Source organism: Streptomyces sp. NBC_00536 (genome assembly GCF_036346295.1).
In the GTDB taxonomy this organism is placed as follows: domain Bacteria; phylum Actinomycetota; class Actinomycetes; order Streptomycetales; family Streptomycetaceae; genus Streptomyces.
On record NZ_CP107819.1, the window covers coordinates 4,828,685 to 4,845,194 of the forward strand.

Annotated in this window: 9 protein-coding genes; 8 read left to right on the forward strand and 1 reads right to left on the reverse strand. The window is 66.2% G+C overall.

Features of this window, described 5'->3' with window-relative positions; genetic code table 11:
• Positions 1-134: 134 nt before the first annotated feature.
• The 4 genes from rplJ to OHS33_RS21390 all read left to right on the forward strand — a co-directional run bounded on the left by rplJ (position 135) and on the right by OHS33_RS21390 (position 9,187).
• Complete coding sequence (gene rplJ / locus OHS33_RS21375) at positions 135-665, forward strand: 50S ribosomal protein L10 (protein WP_330332008.1); 531 nt, start codon at positions 135-137, stop codon at positions 663-665.
• Positions 666-774: 109 nt separating this feature from the next.
• Positions 775-1,155 carry a 50S ribosomal protein L7/L12 gene (gene rplL, locus OHS33_RS21380; RefSeq protein WP_330332009.1) on the forward strand — a complete coding sequence of 127 codons (381 nt, stop codon included), beginning with the start codon at positions 775-777 and terminating at the stop codon, positions 1,153-1,155.
• 552 nt (positions 1,156-1,707) lie between these two features.
• Complete coding sequence (gene rpoB, locus OHS33_RS21385) at positions 1,708-5,190, forward strand: DNA-directed RNA polymerase subunit beta (RefSeq protein ID WP_330332010.1); 3,483 nt, start codon at positions 1,708-1,710, stop codon at positions 5,188-5,190.
• Between the two features lie 97 nt (positions 5,191-5,287).
• Positions 5,288-9,187 carry a DNA-directed RNA polymerase subunit beta' gene (locus OHS33_RS21390; protein WP_330332011.1) on the forward strand — a complete coding sequence of 1,300 codons (3,900 nt, stop codon included), beginning with the start codon at positions 5,288-5,290 and terminating at the stop codon, positions 9,185-9,187.
• A gap of 83 nt (positions 9,188-9,270) precedes the next feature.
• Here OHS33_RS21390 and OHS33_RS21395 read toward each other — a convergent pair whose 3' ends face one another.
• Entirely contained in the window at positions 9,271-11,754 is a 2,484-nt protein-coding gene (locus OHS33_RS21395; RefSeq protein ID WP_330332012.1) for a YfhO family protein, read from the reverse strand.
• A gap of 380 nt (positions 11,755-12,134) precedes the next feature.
• On the opposite strand from OHS33_RS21395, the gene rpsL reads away from it, so the two are divergent.
• The 4 genes from rpsL to tuf all read left to right on the forward strand — a co-directional run bounded on the left by rpsL (position 12,135) and on the right by tuf (position 16,490).
• On the forward strand, positions 12,135-12,506 hold the full coding sequence (rpsL, locus tag OHS33_RS21400) for a 30S ribosomal protein S12 (RefSeq protein ID WP_007265893.1): 372 nt from the start codon (positions 12,135-12,137) through the stop codon (positions 12,504-12,506).
• A gap of 2 nt (positions 12,507-12,508) precedes the next feature.
• On the forward strand, positions 12,509-12,979 hold the full coding sequence (gene rpsG, locus OHS33_RS21405) for a 30S ribosomal protein S7 (protein ID WP_330332013.1): 471 nt from the start codon (positions 12,509-12,511) through the stop codon (positions 12,977-12,979).
• A 39-nt stretch (positions 12,980-13,018) separates the two neighbouring features.
• Positions 13,019-15,148, forward strand: a complete 2,130-nt coding sequence (gene fusA, locus OHS33_RS21410) for an elongation factor G (protein WP_330332014.1) — start codon at positions 13,019-13,021, stop codon at positions 15,146-15,148.
• Between the two features lie 148 nt (positions 15,149-15,296).
• Entirely contained in the window at positions 15,297-16,490 is a 1,194-nt protein-coding gene (tuf, locus tag OHS33_RS21415) for an elongation factor Tu (RefSeq protein ID WP_330332015.1), read from the forward strand.
• The last annotated feature ends 20 nt before the right edge of the window (positions 16,491-16,510 follow it).

Below are 16,510 nucleotides of genomic sequence, written 5' to 3' on the forward strand. Positions count from 1 at the left end.
ACCTGCGCAGGTGTTCAGTGGAAGGTTCCCGGAATTCGTTCCGGTTGAGCCGTGCCCCGAGCGCTTGCGCCGGGGCGTTTTCTTTTTAGCCCCTTCTGAGCGGTCCTCATCACCCGGAAGGAGGCCGACGCACTATGCCGACGCCCAACAAGGCTGCCGCGGTAGCCGAGCTCACGGACCAGTTCCGCGACTCGAACGCCGCCGTGCTGACCGAGTACCGGGGTCTCACCGTGGCGCAGCTCAAGACGCTGCGTCGTTCGCTCGGTGAGAACGCCCAGTACGCCGTGGTGAAGAACACGCTGACCAAGATTGCGGCCAACCAGGCCGGGATCACCGCGCTGGACGAGCACTTCGCTGGTCCCACCGCGGTCGCCTTCATCACCGGTGACCCGGTGGAGTCGGCGAAGAGCCTGCGTGACTTCGCCAAGGACAACCCGAACCTCATCATCAAGGCGGGTGTCCTTGATGGTAAGGCGCTCACCGCCGATGAGATCAAGAAGCTCGCGGACCTCGAGTCCCGCGAGGTTCTGCTCAGCAAGCTGGCCGGCGCGTTCAAGGGCAAGCAGTCTCAGGCTGCCTCGCTCTTCCAGGCGCTGCCGTCGAAGTTCGTCCGCACCGCGGAAGCGCTTCGCGTCAAGCTCGCCGAGCAGGGCGGTGCCGAGTAATTCGGCTCGCGCATTGATCCACGCCGCCTAGTGCGTGGGTCGTAGCGGGCCGTTACGCCCGCCCCCAATACATCCGGCATCTGCCGAATTAGTGGAAGGATCGCCCATCATGGCGAAGCTCAGCCAGGAAGACCTGCTCGCTCAGTTCGAGGAGCTCACCCTCATCGAGCTCTCCGAGTTCGTGAAGGCGTTCGAGGAGAAGTTCGACGTCACCGCCGCCGCGGCCGTCGCCGTTGCCGGTCCGGCCGGCCCGGGCGTCGTCGAGGCCGTCGAGGAGCAGGACGAGTTCGACGTCATCCTGACCTCTGCCGGTGACAAGAAGATCCAGGTCATCAAGGTCGTGCGCGAGCTCACCTCCCTGGGCCTCAAGGAGGCCAAGGACCTCGTGGACGGCGCCCCGAAGCCCGTCCTCGAGAAGGTCGCCAAGGAGGCCGCTGACAAGGCTGCCGAGTCCCTCAAGGCTGCCGGCGCCGGCGTCGAGGTCAAGTAACACCTCTGAGGCCCCCACAGGGCCTCTCCAAGGGCGATCACCCGTAAGGGTGGTCGCCCTTTGGCGTACCCGCAGTGCCTGACTTGCCCTGCTCTCGTTGGGGAGTAGGGTGATCTTCGTTGCTCCGTGACAGGGCCCGGTGATGATCCGCACGGAGCAGGGGGCCTTGACGAACGGCACGCGGCGCGCAATTCTCAGAGCCGTTGCCAGCTTGGACCAGCCGATCCGGATCCCGAGGCATGGATCGGTTACAAAGAGGGCAGTACTGATACGCGCTCTGTGTGCGAGGGCCGCAGCGTTCAACAACAGGGAAGGCCGGGTTGCCGGACTCCAGAAAGCTGGTCTGGACATCAGTGAGCCAAGTGGCTACACTGACCCTTTGCGCTGCCTGTTAGCTGCCCCCTGCCCGTCGCCCGGGGCATACCCACGCTGGACCACACCTGACTGATTGCCCTGACCTGGTTCTTTGGACCGGATGGGGGAAGTTTGTCTTCTGTGTCGGCTGGGACCGGTACGCGCGTAGTGAGTCCGAGCCCTCGGAAGGACCCCCTCTTGGCCGCCTCGCGCAACGCCTCGACCAATACGAACAACGGTGCCAGCACCGCCCCGCTGCGCATCTCCTTTGCAAAGATCAAGGAGCCTCTCGAGGTTCCGAACCTCCTGGCGCTGCAGACCGAAAGCTTTGACTGGCTGCTCGGTAATGCCGCCTGGAAGTCTCGCGTCGAGTCGGCTTTGGAGAGCGGACAGGACGTCCCCACCAAGTCCGGTCTGGAAGAGATCTTCGAGGAGATCTCGCCGATCGAGGACTTCTCCGGGTCGATGTCGCTGACCTTCCGCGACCACCGTTTCGAGCCTGCGAAGAACTCCGTCGACGAGTGCAAGGACCGCGACTTCACGTTCGCGGCGCCGCTGTTCGTCACGGCCGAGTTCACCAACAACGAGACCGGCGAGATCAAGTCCCAGACGGTCTTCATGGGCGATTTCCCGCTCATGACCAACAAGGGCACCTTCGTCATCAACGGCACCGAGCGTGTCGTGGTGTCGCAGCTGGTCCGTTCCCCCGGTGTCTACTTCGACTCCTCCATCGACAAGACGTCCGACAAGGACATCTTCTCCGCCAAGATCATCCCGTCCCGGGGTGCCTGGCTGGAGATGGAGATCGACAAGCGCGACATGGTCGGTGTCCGCATCGACCGCAAGCGCAAGCAGTCCGTCACCGTCCTCCTCAAGGCTCTCGGCTGGACCACCGAGCAGATCCTGGAAGAGTTCGGCGAGTACGAGTCCATGCGCGCCACCCTGGAGAAGGACCACACCCAGGGCCAGGACGACGCGCTGCTCGACATCTACCGCAAGCTGCGCCCGGGCGAACCGCCGACCCGCGAGGCCGCTCAGACGCTGCTCGAGAACCTCTACTTCAACCCGAAGCGCTACGACCTCGCGAAGGTCGGCCGCTACAAGGTGAACAAGAAGCTCGGCGCCGACGAACCGCTCGACGCCGGTGTGCTCACCACCGACGACGTCATCGCGACGATCAAGTACCTGGTCAAGCTGCACGCCGGCGAGACCGAGACCACCGGTGAGTCCGGCCGTTCGATCGTCGTCGAGACCGACGACATCGACCACTTCGGCAACCGTCGTCTGCGCAACGTCGGCGAGCTCATCCAGAACCAGGTCCGCACGGGTCTGGCTCGTATGGAGCGCGTCGTCCGCGAGCGGATGACGACCCAGGACGTCGAGGCGATCACGCCGCAGACCCTGATCAACATCCGGCCGGTCGTCGCCTCCATCAAGGAGTTCTTCGGCACCAGCCAGCTGTCGCAGTTCATGGACCAGAACAACCCGCTGTCGGGTCTCACCCACAAGCGCCGCCTGTCGGCGCTTGGCCCGGGTGGTCTGTCCCGTGAGCGGGCCGGCTTCGAGGTCCGAGACGTTCACCCGTCGCACTACGGCCGCATGTGCCCGATCGAAACCCCTGAAGGCCCGAACATCGGTCTGATCGGTTCGCTCGCGTCCTACGGCCGCGTCAACGCGTTCGGTTTCGTCGAGACCCCGTACCGCAAGGTCATCGAGGGCGTCGTCACCGACGACGTCGACTACCTGACCGCCGACGAGGAAGACCGCTTCGTCATCGCCCAGGCCAACGCCGGCCTGAACGACGAGATGCGCTTCACCGAGAACCGCGTGCTGGTTCGCCGTCGTGGTGGCGAGATCGACTACATCGCCGGCGACGACGTCGACTACATGGACGTCTCCCCGCGCCAGATGGTGTCCGTCGCGACCGCGATGATCCCCTTCCTGGAGCACGACGACGCCAACCGCGCCCTCATGGGCGCGAACATGATGCGCCAGGCCGTTCCGCTCATCAAGGCGGAAGCGCCGCTCGTCGGCACCGGCATGGAGTACCGCTGCGCCGTCGACGCCGGTGACTCGATCCGTGCGGAGAAGGACGGTGTGGTCCAGGAGGTTTCGGCCGACTACATCACCGTCGCGAACGACGACGGTACGTACACCACGTACCGCGTCGCGAAGTTCTCCCGCTCGAACCAGGGCACCTCGGTCAACCAGAAGGTCATCGTCAACGAGGGCGACCGGATCGTTGAATCCCAGGTCCTCGCCGATGGTCCGGCGACCGAAGAGGGCGAAATGGCCCTCGGCAAGAACCTGCTCGTGGCGTTCATGCCCTGGGAAGGTCACAACTACGAGGACGCGATCATCCTGTCGCAGCGCCTCGTACAGGACGACGTCCTCTCCTCGATCCACATCGAGGAGCACGAGGTCGACGCCCGTGACACCAAGCTGGGCCCCGAGGAGATCACCCGGGACATCCCGAACGTCTCCGAGGAGGTCCTCGCGGACCTCGACGAGCGCGGCATCATCCGCATCGGTGCGGACGTCGTCGCGGGCGACATCCTGGTCGGCAAGGTCACGCCCAAGGGTGAGACCGAGCTGACCCCGGAAGAGCGCCTGCTCCGCGCGATCTTCGGTGAGAAGGCCCGCGAGGTGCGTGACACCTCGCTCAAGGTTCCTCACGGTGAGATCGGCAAGGTCATCGGCGTCCGCGTCTTCGACCGCGAAGAGGGCGACGAGCTTCCCCCGGGCGTCAACCAGCTGGTCCGCGTCTACGTGGCCCAGAAGCGCAAGATCACCGACGGTGACAAGCTCGCCGGCCGCCACGGCAACAAGGGTGTCATCTCCAAGATCCTTCCGATCGAGGACATGCCCTTCCTTGAAGACGGCACGCCGGTCGACATCATCCTGAACCCCCTGGGTGTCCCGTCCCGAATGAACCCGGGACAGGTCCTGGAGATCCACCTCGGCTGGCTCGCCAGCCGCGGCTGGGACGTCTCCACCCTCGGCGAGGAGTGGGCCGAGCGGCTGAAGGCCATCGGCGCCGACCGCGTCGAGCCCGGCACCAACGTCGCCACCCCGGTGTTCGACGGCGCCCGCGAGGACGAGCTCACCGGCCTGTTCGAGCACACCATCCCGAACCGTGACGGTGACCGCCTGGTCCTGCCTTCCGGTAAGGCGCACCTGTTCGACGGCCGCTCCGGCGAGCCGTTCCCGGAGCCGGTCTCGATCGGCTACATGTACATCCTGAAGCTCCACCACCTGGTCGATGACAAGCTCCACGCTCGGTCGACCGGTCCGTACTCGATGATCACGCAGCAGCCGCTGGGTGGTAAGGCGCAGTTCGGTGGCCAGCGCTTCGGTGAGATGGAGGTGTGGGCGCTTGAGGCTTATGGCGCCGCTTACGCCCTCCAGGAGCTCCTGACCATCAAGTCCGATGACGTCACCGGCCGCGTGAAGGTCTACGAGGCCATCGTCAAGGGCGAGAACATCCCCGAGCCGGGCATTCCCGAGTCCTTCAAGGTGCTCATCAAGGAAATGCAGTCGCTCTGCCTCAACGTGGAGGTGCTGTCCTCGGACGGCATGTCCATCGAGATGCGCGACACCGACGAGGACGTCTTCCGCGCGGCGGAGGAGCTCGGTATCGACCTGTCCCGGCGCGAGCCGAGCAGCGTCGAAGAGGTCTGACGGGCCTGACGGGGGGCTCGCTCAAGAGCCCCCCGTCATCCCCGGGACCGTTCAGACCATGATTGAGACTCGACCCCGAAAGAGGGATTGACGCACAGTGCTCGACGTCAACTTCTTCGACGAGCTGCGGATCGGCCTTGCCACCGCGGACGACATCCGAACCTGGTCCCACGGCGAGGTCAAGAAGCCGGAGACCATCAACTACCGCACCCTCAAGCCCGAGAAGGACGGACTCTTCTGCGAGAAGATCTTCGGTCCGACCCGGGACTGGGAGTGCTACTGCGGCAAGTACAAGCGTGTCCGCTTCAAGGGCATCATCTGTGAGCGTTGTGGCGTCGAAGTCACGCGCGCCAAGGTGCGTCGTGAGCGCATGGGCCACATCGAGCTTGCCGCTCCCGTCACCCACATCTGGTACTTCAAGGGCGTTCCGTCGCGTCTTGGCTACCTGCTGGACCTCGCGCCGAAGGACCTCGAAAAGGTCATCTACTTCGCCGCGTACATGATCACGTTCGTGGACGACGAGCGCCGCACCCGCGACCTCCCGTCGCTGGAGGCCCACGTCTCCGTCGAGCGCCAGCAGATCGAGAACCGCCGCGACGCGGACCTCGAAGGCCGCGCGAAGAAGCTCGAAACCGACCTCGCCGAGCTTGAGGCCGAGGGCGCGAAGGCCGACGTACGCCGCAAGGTGCGCGAAGGTGCCGAGCGCGAGATGAAGCAGCTCCGTGACCGCGCCCAGCGCGAGATCGACCGCCTCGACGAGGTCTGGGCCCGCTTCAAGAACCTCAAGGTCCAGGACCTGGAGGGCGACGAGCTCCTCTACCGCGAGCTGCGTGACCGCTTCGGCACGTACTTCGACGGCTGCATGGGCGCCGCCGCGCTGCAGAAGCGCCTGGAGTCCTTCGACCTCGACGAAGAGGCCGAGCGCCTCCGCGAGATCATCCGCAGTGGCAAGGGCCAGAAGAAGACCCGTGCGCTCAAGCGCCTCAAGGTCGTCTCCGCGTTCCTGCAGACCAGCAACAAGCCCAAGGGCATGGTTCTGGACTGCGTGCCGGTCATCCCGCCGGACCTGCGTCCGATGGTGCAGCTGGACGGTGGCCGCTTCGCGACCTCCGACCTGAACGACCTGTACCGCCGCGTGATCAACCGCAACAACCGTCTGAAGCGTCTCCTTGACCTCGGTGCCCCCGAGATCATCGTGAACAACGAGAAGCGCATGCTTCAGGAGGCCGTCGACGCGCTGTTCGACAACGGCCGTCGTGGCCGTCCGGTGACCGGTCCCGGCAACCGCCCGCTGAAGTCCCTGAGCGACATGCTCAAGGGCAAGCAGGGTCGATTCCGTCAGAACCTCCTCGGCAAGCGCGTGGACTACTCCGCGCGTTCCGTGATCGTCGTCGGTCCGCAGCTGAAGCTGCACCAGTGTGGTCTGCCCAAGGCCATGGCGCTGGAGCTCTTCAAGCCGTTCGTGATGAAGCGCCTGGTCGACCTGAACCACGCGCAGAACATCAAGTCGGCGAAGCGCATGGTCGAGCGCGGCCGTACGGTCGTCTACGACGTGCTCGAAGAGGTCATCGCCGAGCACCCGGTTCTCCTGAACCGTGCGCCCACGCTGCACCGCCTCGGCATCCAGGCCTTCGAGCCCCAGCTGGTCGAAGGCAAGGCCATCCAGATCCACCCGCTCGTCTGCACCGCGTTCAACGCGGACTTCGACGGTGACCAGATGGCCGTGCACCTGCCGCTTTCGGCAGAGGCGCAGGCCGAGGCCCGCATCCTGATGCTGTCCTCGAACAACATCCTGAAGCCGGCAGACGGTCGTCCCGTCACCATGCCGACCCAGGACATGGTGCTGGGTCTGTTCTTCCTCACCACCGACGGTGAACTCCGTGACACCAAGGGCGAGGGCCGCGCGTTCGGCTCCACGGCCGAGGCGACCATGGCGTTCGACGGTGGCGAGCTGGCTCTCCAGTCGTCCGTCGACATCCGCTTCCCGGTGGGCACCATCCCGCCGCGCGGCTGGGTGCCGCCGGTCGCCGAAGAGGGCGAGCAGGAGTTCCAGCCGGGCGACAGCTTCCGTCTGCGCACCTCCCTGGGCCGCGCGCTCTTCAACGAGCTGCTGCCCGAGGACTACCCGTTCGTCGACTACTCGGTGGGCAAGAAGCAGCTCTCCGAGATCGTCAACGACCTGGCCGAGCGCTACCCCAAGGTCATCGTGGCGGCGACGCTCGACAACCTGAAGGCGGCGGGCTTCCACTGGGCGACCCGTTCGGGCGTCACCGTGGCCATCTCCGACGTCGTCGTGCCCGAGGCCAAGAAGGCCATCGTCAAGGGCTACGAGGAGCAGGACGAGAAGGTCCAGAAGCAGTACGAGCGCGGCCTGATCACCAAGGACGAGCGCACGCAGGAACTCATCGCGATCTGGACCAAGGCGACCAACGAGGTTGCCGAGGCGATGAACGCGAACTTCCCCAAGACGAACCCCATCTTCATGATGGTTGACTCGGGTGCCCGAGGAAACATGATGCAGATGCGACAGATCGCCGGTATGCGTGGTCTGGTGTCGAACGCGAAGAACGAGACCATCCCGCGTCCCATCAAGGCCTCGTTCCGTGAGGGCCTCACCGTTCTGGAGTACTTCATCTCCACGCACGGTGCCCGTAAGGGTCTGGCGGACACCGCCCTGCGTACCGCCGACTCGGGTTACCTCACCCGTCGTCTGGTGGACGTCTCGCAGGACGTCATCATCCGCGAGGAGGACTGCGGTACCGAGCGCGGTCTGAAGCTCAAGATCGCCGTTCGGGACGAGACCGGTGTCCTGCGCAAGGCCGACGACGTCGAGACCTCGATCTACGCCCGCATGCTGGCCGAGGACGTCGTCATCGACGGCAAGGTCATCGCGCCGGCGAACGTCGACCTCGGTGACGTCCTGATCGACGCCCTGGTCGCCAACGGCGTCGAGGAGGTCAAGACCCGCTCGGTCCTGACCTGTGAGTCCGCGGTCGGCACCTGTGCCTTCTGCTACGGACGCTCGCTCGCCACCGGCAAGCTGGTCGACATCGGTGAGGCGGTCGGCATCATCGCCGCCCAGTCCATCGGTGAGCCCGGTACCCAGCTGACGATGCGTACCTTCCACACCGGTGGTGTGGCCGGTGACGACATCACGCAGGGTCTGCCGCGTGTCGTCGAGCTCTTCGAGGCCCGTACCCCGAAGGGTGTCGCCCCGATCTCCGAGGCCGCCGGCCGCGTGCGGATCGAGGAGACCGAGAAGACCAAGAAGATCGTCATCACGCCGGACGACGGTGCCGAGGAGACGGCGTTCCCGATCTCCAAGCGCGCCAAGGTCCTCGTGCACGAAGGTGACCACGTCGAGGTGGGCCAGAAGCTCACCGCGGGTGCCACCAACCCGCACGACGTGCTGCGCATCCTCGGTCAGCGCGCGGTCCAGGTCCACCTGGTCGGCGAAGTCCAGAAGGTCTACAACTCGCAGGGCGTGTCGATCCACGACAAGCACATCGAGATCATCATCCGGCAGATGCTGCGCCGCGTGACGATCATCGAGTCCGGCGACGCGGAGCTGCTTCCGGGCGAGCTGGTCGAGCGGTCGAAGTTCGAGACCGAGAACCGTCGTGTGGTCACCGAGGGCGGTCACCCCGCCTCCGGCCGTCCGCAGCTGATGGGTATCACCAAGGCCTCGCTGGCGACGGAATCCTGGCTGTCGGCCGCCTCCTTCCAGGAGACGACCCGAGTCCTGACGGATGCGGCGATCAACGCCAAGTCCGACAGCCTCATCGGCCTCAAGGAGAACGTCATCATCGGTAAGCTCATCCCGGCCGGTACGGGTCTGTCCCGCTACCGCAACATCCGGGTCGAGCCCACCGAGGAAGCCAAGGCCGCGATGTACTCGGCCGTCGGTTACGACGACATCGACTACTCGCCCTTCGGCACCGGCTCCGGCCAGGCCGTCCCGCTGGAGGACTACGACTACGGCCCGTACAACGGCTGAGTCGCACCAGCGCAGTAGGCAGTGAGAAGCCCCCCGCCGCTCCGAGAGGAGCGGCGGGGGGCTTCTTCGTTGTGCCTGTCCGGTCAGACCTTGCGGCGCCGGGAGGCGACCGTGACGGAGATCAGGGCCAGGAGGGCGAGGGCGCCGGCGGCGAGGCCGGGGGTGAGGCCGCGGGGGGTGAAGGTGCACGAGACCTTGCCCGTGGCCGGGGTGACCGGGAGCGAGACCAGGCCGTGGAAGGAGGCCGGGGTGGTGGAGCGGTCGCCCGCGGTGCACTGCCAGCCGGGGATGTCGGTCATGGCGAAGACGGCGGTGCCGGAGGCGCCCTTGGGGAGGGTGGCTTCGATGGAGTGGCCGCCCGCGGTGACCTTGGTGGCGCCGGTGGCGGTCAGGTGGGACACCGCCGCGGTGAGCCTGGCGCGGTCCAGGCAGCCGATGGGGGAGGGCGGGGCGAAGGCCTTGGTCTGGGTCTCGACCGTCACTGTCACCTTGCCGGAGGCCGGGACCGGGCCGAGGTTCATGACGCCGGTGACCTTGTCCTCGATGGGGAGGCGGGCGCCGTCGTGGACCACCGTGCCGTAGAGGGCGGGGGAGTACCAGAACAGTTCGGAGCCGGGGGCGCACTGGGCGGCGTACGTCTGTGCGGTGTCGGTCCCGGTCCGGGTGACCTCGGGGACCTGGTAGACGGTGGCGCCCAGGACGTCCTCCTGGTGCGCCCACAAGCTGGCGGGCGGGTTCGGCGAGGTGTACGGGGCGGTGCGCAGGGTGACCAGGGGCGGGGCCGGGAAGCGGGTGGCCGTCCAGCTGTTCGCGGTGTCACCCGGACGGACGCGGGCGCCGATCGAGAAGATCGCGTCGAGCACCGGGTTGTCGGCGCCGAAGAAGGTCCGGCCGTCGTTCTTGAAGCCGTAGCCGAGCGGTTCCAGGGCCTTGTACGTCGCCTCGGGGAGGTAGCTGCTGTAGTACTGCGGTCCTTCGGCCCGGAGCGCCAGCGCGTCGTTGTACGAGGTCTGCGGCGCGCCCGAGTCGGTCCGGTATGCGGGCCAGCCGTCCACCTGGCGGACGGCCTCGTAGTGGTGGGTGATCGACCGGTTCGAGGTCGGGGCCGGGGTGGCCCAGCGCTCGCGGGCCCGGCGCTCGTCGGCGTTCACCGCGGCCAGGGTGGATTCGGCGAAGACCACGCCGATCATCAAGGCCGCCGCGACGGGGACGAGCACGCGGCGCTTCTCGCCGAGGCCCAGGAGCAGCAGGGCGAGCAGGGAGAGGCCGCCGCCGCCGAGGACGGCCGCCCAGGTGTAGCCGCCGAAGTCATTGGTGTGGCGCAGTACGAAGGTGGCCACGACCAGCAGCGCGGCGGTGAGCGCCAGGTGCAGCGGGCGCGGCCGGTGCGCGAGCGCCAGCCAGGCCAGGATCACCAGCATGCCGCTGAAGACGAAGGCCTCGCGGTACGGGTTGCCGTTCGGGACCGCCAGGCCGTGCCACACGTACTGGGTCGGCGGGAACTGGAAGGAGGCCGCCACCAGCACGATCGCGGCGCCCCAGACCAGCCGGGTGCGCTTCGCGATGGCGCTGTTGAGCAGGAAGGACCCGGCCAGGATCAGGCCCAGCGAGGCGATGTAGAGCCGGGGCCGGCCGCCCCACAGGTGGGTCGCGGGCAGCATGCCGGTGAGGAAGACCTCGATGCGCTGCGGGTGGAAGGTCCCGGCGTCGGTGGGCTGCGCGGCGCCGCTGGAGAGGAAGGACGGCAGCAGGAGCGGGAGGGTGAGCATGATGCCGACGGCGGCGGCGGTGGCCGCGCGCCACACGGCCCGCAGCCGCGCACCGGACTCCATGTCCCGGGTGATGAGACGGATGGCGAGGAGGACGCAGGCCGCCATCGTGGCCATCATCGCGGTGTAGAAGTTGCCGTACCAGGCGAGGGCGACGAGGACGGCGACCGCGGGCCAGCGGCGTTCCTCCAGGCACCACTCGACCGCGATCCCGAGCATGGGCAGCGCCACCAGGCCCCACAGCCACATCGGGATGTACGAGGCGTCGCTGAGCGCCCATCCGCAGAGGCCGTAGCAGGCCCCCAGCACCCCGCGCTGCCACCACGGACCCGGGACCAGCTTGCCGAGGTACACGGCCATCAGGGCCGCCGCCAGCCCCATGGTGAGCGGGGTGACCAGGAAGACCGCGAGGTCGACGTGGGCCCGCGGGACCAGCACGGTCAGCCAGGAGACCGGGTTGCCGAGGTAGGTGTAGTAGTCGGACAGGAACTGCTGTCCCAAGCCGCCGCGCCAGCTGAAGAGCAGGTCCCCGGCCGCCTGCCCGTGGACCAGGTCCCAGAGTGCGCGGTGGAAGGGCACGTACTGGTTGGCCTGGTCGTTCAGGGCCCGCCCGGTGTTGCCGAAGGGGAAGGTGCCGCGCAGCGCCCAGGCCGTGCAGAACGCGGCCGAGGTGATGAGGAAGGCGAGCAGGGGCGCGTACAGCCGCCGCAGGGCCGGCCGCAGGCGGCGTCGGGCGGACCGGCCGGGCTCAGGGGGCGGGCCGCCGACCGCTGTCCGCTCCGATGCGACGGTGCCCAATGTCTCGTCTCCTGGTGCTCGTCCGGTGCCGGCCCGGTGCTCGCCGGGGCACTGTTCGTGTGCACCGTTCGATGATCGGTATGATGGCTGGTTTCGCGTAGTTTAAGCGGCCGCGGGCCGCGCCCCCGGGGGCCGTCGGCCCGGCGGGGGCATTTGTTTTGACCGGAGTGAATGCGGTAGGTACGCTCAGACCTTGTGCCTGGGGTGTGCCTGGGCTCCCGTGCGTGTCCATCAACCGCATGCGAGCCCGTATTGGCCACCGTTATCCGTAGGGTCTCCGCGCTGAGCGGGGACTGAGCGGGTACGACACACCCGACCGCGTGGGTCGGCAAATGTTCCAGGTTAGCTTCACTACACGGCACACAGAAACCGGAGAAGTAGTGCCTACGATCCAGCAGCTGGTCCGTAAGGGCCGGCAGGACAAGGTCGAGAAGACAAAGACCCCCGCGCTTGAGGCTTCGCCCCAGCGTCGCGGCGTCTGCACGCGTGTGTTCACGACCACCCCGAAGAAGCCGAACTCGGCGCTCCGTAAGGTCGCGCGTGTGCGTCTGACCTCCGGCATCGAGGTCACGGCCTACATTCCGGGTGAGGGACACAACCTGCAGGAGCACTCGATCGTGCTCGTGCGTGGTGGCCGTGTGAAGGACCTGCCGGGTGTTCGTTACAAGATCATCCGCGGTGCGCTTGACACCCAGGCTGTCAAGAACCGCAAGCAGGCCCGCAGCCGCTACGGCGCCAAGAAGGAGAAGTAGAAATGCCTCGTAAGGGCCCCGCCCCGAAGCGCCCGGTCATCATCGACCCGGTCTACGGTTCTCCCCTGGTGACGTCGCTCATCAACAAGATCCTCCTGAACGGCAAGCGCTCCACCGCTGAGCGCATCGTTTACGGCGCCATGGAAGGCCTCCGCGAGAAGACCGGCAACGACCCGGTCATCACGCTGAAGCGCGCGCTCGAGAACGTCAAGCCGTCTCTTGAGGTCAAGTCCCGCCGCGTCGGTGGCGCCACCTACCAGGTGCCGATCGAGGTCAAGCCGGGTCGTCAGTCGACCCTCGCGCTGCGCTGGCTCGTGGGTTACTCCCGCGCCCGCCGCGAGAAGACGATGACCGAGCGCCTCATGAACGAGCTGCTGGACGCCTCCAACGGTCTTGGCGCTGCCGTCAAGAAGCGCGAGGACACCCACAAGATGGCCGAGTCCAACAAGGCCTTCGCGCACTACCGCTGGTAGTCCCAACCCACATCGAGACCGAGAGAAGACTGAGCCGATATGGCTACCACTTCGCTTGACCTGGCCAAGGTGCGCAACATCGGCATCATGGCTCACATCGACGCGGGTAAGACGACCACCACCGAGCGCATCCTGTTCTACACCGGTGTGTCTTACAAGATCGGTGAAGTCCACGACGGCGCTGCCACGATGGACTGGATGGAGCAGGAGCAGGAGCGCGGCATCACGATCACGTCTGCCGCGACGACCTGCCACTGGCCGCTCGAAGACGTCGACCACACCATCAACATCATCGACACCCCGGGTCACGTCGACTTCACCGTCGAGGTGGAGCGTTCGCTCCGCGTCCTCGACGGTGCCGTCACCGTGTTCGACGGTGTCGCCGGTGTGGAGCCGCAGTCGGAAACGGTGTGGCGTCAGGCCGACCGTTACGGCGTGCCCCGCATCTGCTTCGTCAACAAGCTGGACCGCACCGGCGCCGAGTTCCACCGCTGTGTCGACATGATCAAGGACCGCCTCGGTGCGGTTCCGATCGTCATGCAGCTCCCCATCGGCTCCGAGATGGACTTCCAGGGCGTTGTCGACCTGGTCACCATGAAGGCGTTCGTCTGGTCCGCCGAGGCGACCAAGGGCGAGATGTACGACATCGTCGACATCCCGGACACCCACAAGGAAGCCGCTGAAGAGTGGCACGCCAAGCTGGTCGAGACGGTCGCCGAGAACGACGACCAGATCATGGAGCTGTTCCTTGAGGGCGTCGAGCCCTCGGTCGAGCAGCTGCACGCCGCTGTGCGTCGCATCATCATCGGTTCCGGCAAGGGCACCGGCGCCACGATCACCGCGGTGTTCTGTGGCACGGCGTTCAAGAACAAGGGCGTTCAGCCCCTGCTCGACGCCGTCATCCGCTACCTCCCGTCGCCCCTGGACATCGAGGCCATCGAAGGCCACGACGTCAGGGACGCCGAGGTCGTCGTGAAGCGCAAGCCGTCTGACGATGAGCCCCTCTCGGCGCTCGCGTTCAAGATCATGCGCGACCCGCACCTCGGCAAGCTCACCTTCGTCCGGGTTTACTCGGGCCGCCTGGAGGCCGGCACTGCGGTGCTGAACTCCGTCAAGGGCAAGAAGGAGCGCATCGGCAAGATCTACCGCATGCACGCGAACAAGCGTGAGGAGATCGCCGCGGTGGGCGCCGGTGACATCGTCGCCGTCATGGGCCTGAAGCAGACCACCACCGGTGAGACGCTGTGTGACGACAAGGCACCCGTGATCCTGGAGTCCATGGACTTCCCGGCTCCGGTCATCCAGGTCGCCATCGAGCCCAAGTCCAAGGGTGACCAGGAGAAGCTGGGTGTCGCCATCCAGTCTCTCGCGGAGGAGGACCCCTCCTTCCACGTTCACTCGGACGAAGAGACCGGCCAGACCATCCTCGGTGGTATGGGCGAGCTGCACCTTGAGGTGCTGGTCGACCGTATGAAGCGCGAGTTCAAGGTCGAGGCCAACGTCGGCAAGCCGCAGGTCGCTTACCGCGAGACGATCCGCAAGACCGTCGAGCGTCACGACTACACCCACAAGAAGCAGACCGGTGGTACCGGTCAGTTCGCCAAGGTGCAGATCGCGATCGAGCCGATCCTCGAAGCCGATGGTCCGGCGTACGAGTTCGTGAACAAGGTCACCGGTGGCCGCATCCCGAGGGAGTACATCCCCTCGGTCGACGCGGGTGCGCAGGAAGCCATGCAGTTCGGCATCCTCGCGGGCTACGAGATGACTGGCGTCCGCGTCATCCTTCTCGACGGTGGCTACCACGAGGTCGACTCCTCGGAGCTCGCCTTCAAGATCGCCGGCTCGCAGGCCTTCAAGGAGGCCGCGCGCAAGGCTTCGCCCGTGCTCCTTGAGCCGATGATGTCCGTTGAGGTCACCACGCCCGAGGAGTCCATGGGCGATGTCATCGGTGACATCAACTCCCGCCGTGGCCAGATCCAGGCCATGGAGGAGCGTCACGGTGCTCGCCTCGTGAAGGGCCTCGTGCCCCTCTCGGAGATGTTCGGCTACGTCGGAGACCTCCGCAGCAAGACCTCGGGTCGCGCCAGCTACTCGATGCAGTTCGACTCCTACGCCGAGGTTCCCCGGAACGTCGCCGAGGAGATCATCGCGAAGGCCAAGGGCGAGTAACTCTTCCGAGTACACGCTTTAGGCTTGTCACCGGAGCCTCTGGGGCAACAGGAGTAACCCTCCGTTGCCCCGGTGGAACCGGCTTTCCAGCAAAGATCACCTGGCGCCAATCTGTAAGGCGTACAGAACCACTCTCCAGGAGGACCCCGTGGCGAAGGCGAAGTTCGAGCGGACTAAGCCGCACGTCAACATCGGCACCATCGGTCACATTGACCACGGTAAGACGACCCTCACGGCCGCCATTACCAAGGTGCTGCACGACAAGTACCCGGACCTGAACGCGGCCTCGGCCTTCGATCAGATCGACAAGGCTCCTGAAGAGCGTCAGCGCGGTATCACCATCTCGATCGCGCACGTCGAGTACCAGACCGAGGCGCGTCACTACGCCCACGTCGACTGCCCGGGTCACGCGGACTACATCAAGAACATGATCACCGGTGCCGCGCAGATGGACGGTGCCATCCTCGTGGTCGCCGCCACCGACGGCCCGATGCCGCAGACCAAGGAGCACGTGCTCCTGGCCCGCCAGGTCGGCGTTCCGTACATCGTCGTCGCCCTGAACAAGGCCGACATGGTGGACGACGAGGAGATCCTGGAGCTCGTCGAGCTCGAGGTCCGCGAGCTGCTCTCCGAGTACGACTTCCCGGGCGACGACCTGCCGGTCGTCCAGGTCTCGGCGCTGAAGGCGCTCGAGGGCGACAAGGAGTGGGGCGACAAGCTCCTCGGCCTCATGGACGCCGTCGACGAGGCCATCCCGACCCCGCCGCGTGACACCGAGATGCCGTTCCTCATGCCCGTCGAGGACGTCTTCACGATCACCGGTCGCGGTACCGTCGTCACCGGCCGTATCGAGCGTGGTGTCCTGAAGGTCAACGAGACCGTCGACATCATCGGTATCAAGGAAGACAAGACCACCACCACGGTCACCGGTATCGAGATGTTCCGCAAGCTGCTCGACGAGGGCCAGGCGGGCGAGAACGTCGGTCTGCTCCTCCGTGGCATCAAGCGCGAGGACGTCGAGCGCGGCCAGGTCATCATCAAGCCCGGCTCGGTCACCCCGCACAAGGAGTTCGAGGCTCAGGCCTACATCCTGTCGAAGGACGAGGGTGGCCGTCACACCCCGTTCTTCAACAACTACCGCCCGCAGTTCTACTTCCGTACCACGGACGTAACGGGCGTTGTGACCCTCCCCGAGGGCACCGAGATGGTCATGCCCGGTGACAACACCGAGATGACCGTCGCGCTGATCCAGCCGGTCGCCATGGAAGAGGGCCTGAAGTTCGCCATCCGTGAGGGTGGCCGGACCGTCGGCGCCGGCCAGGTCACCAAGATCAACGCCTGATCTTGATCTGACCTGGTAGC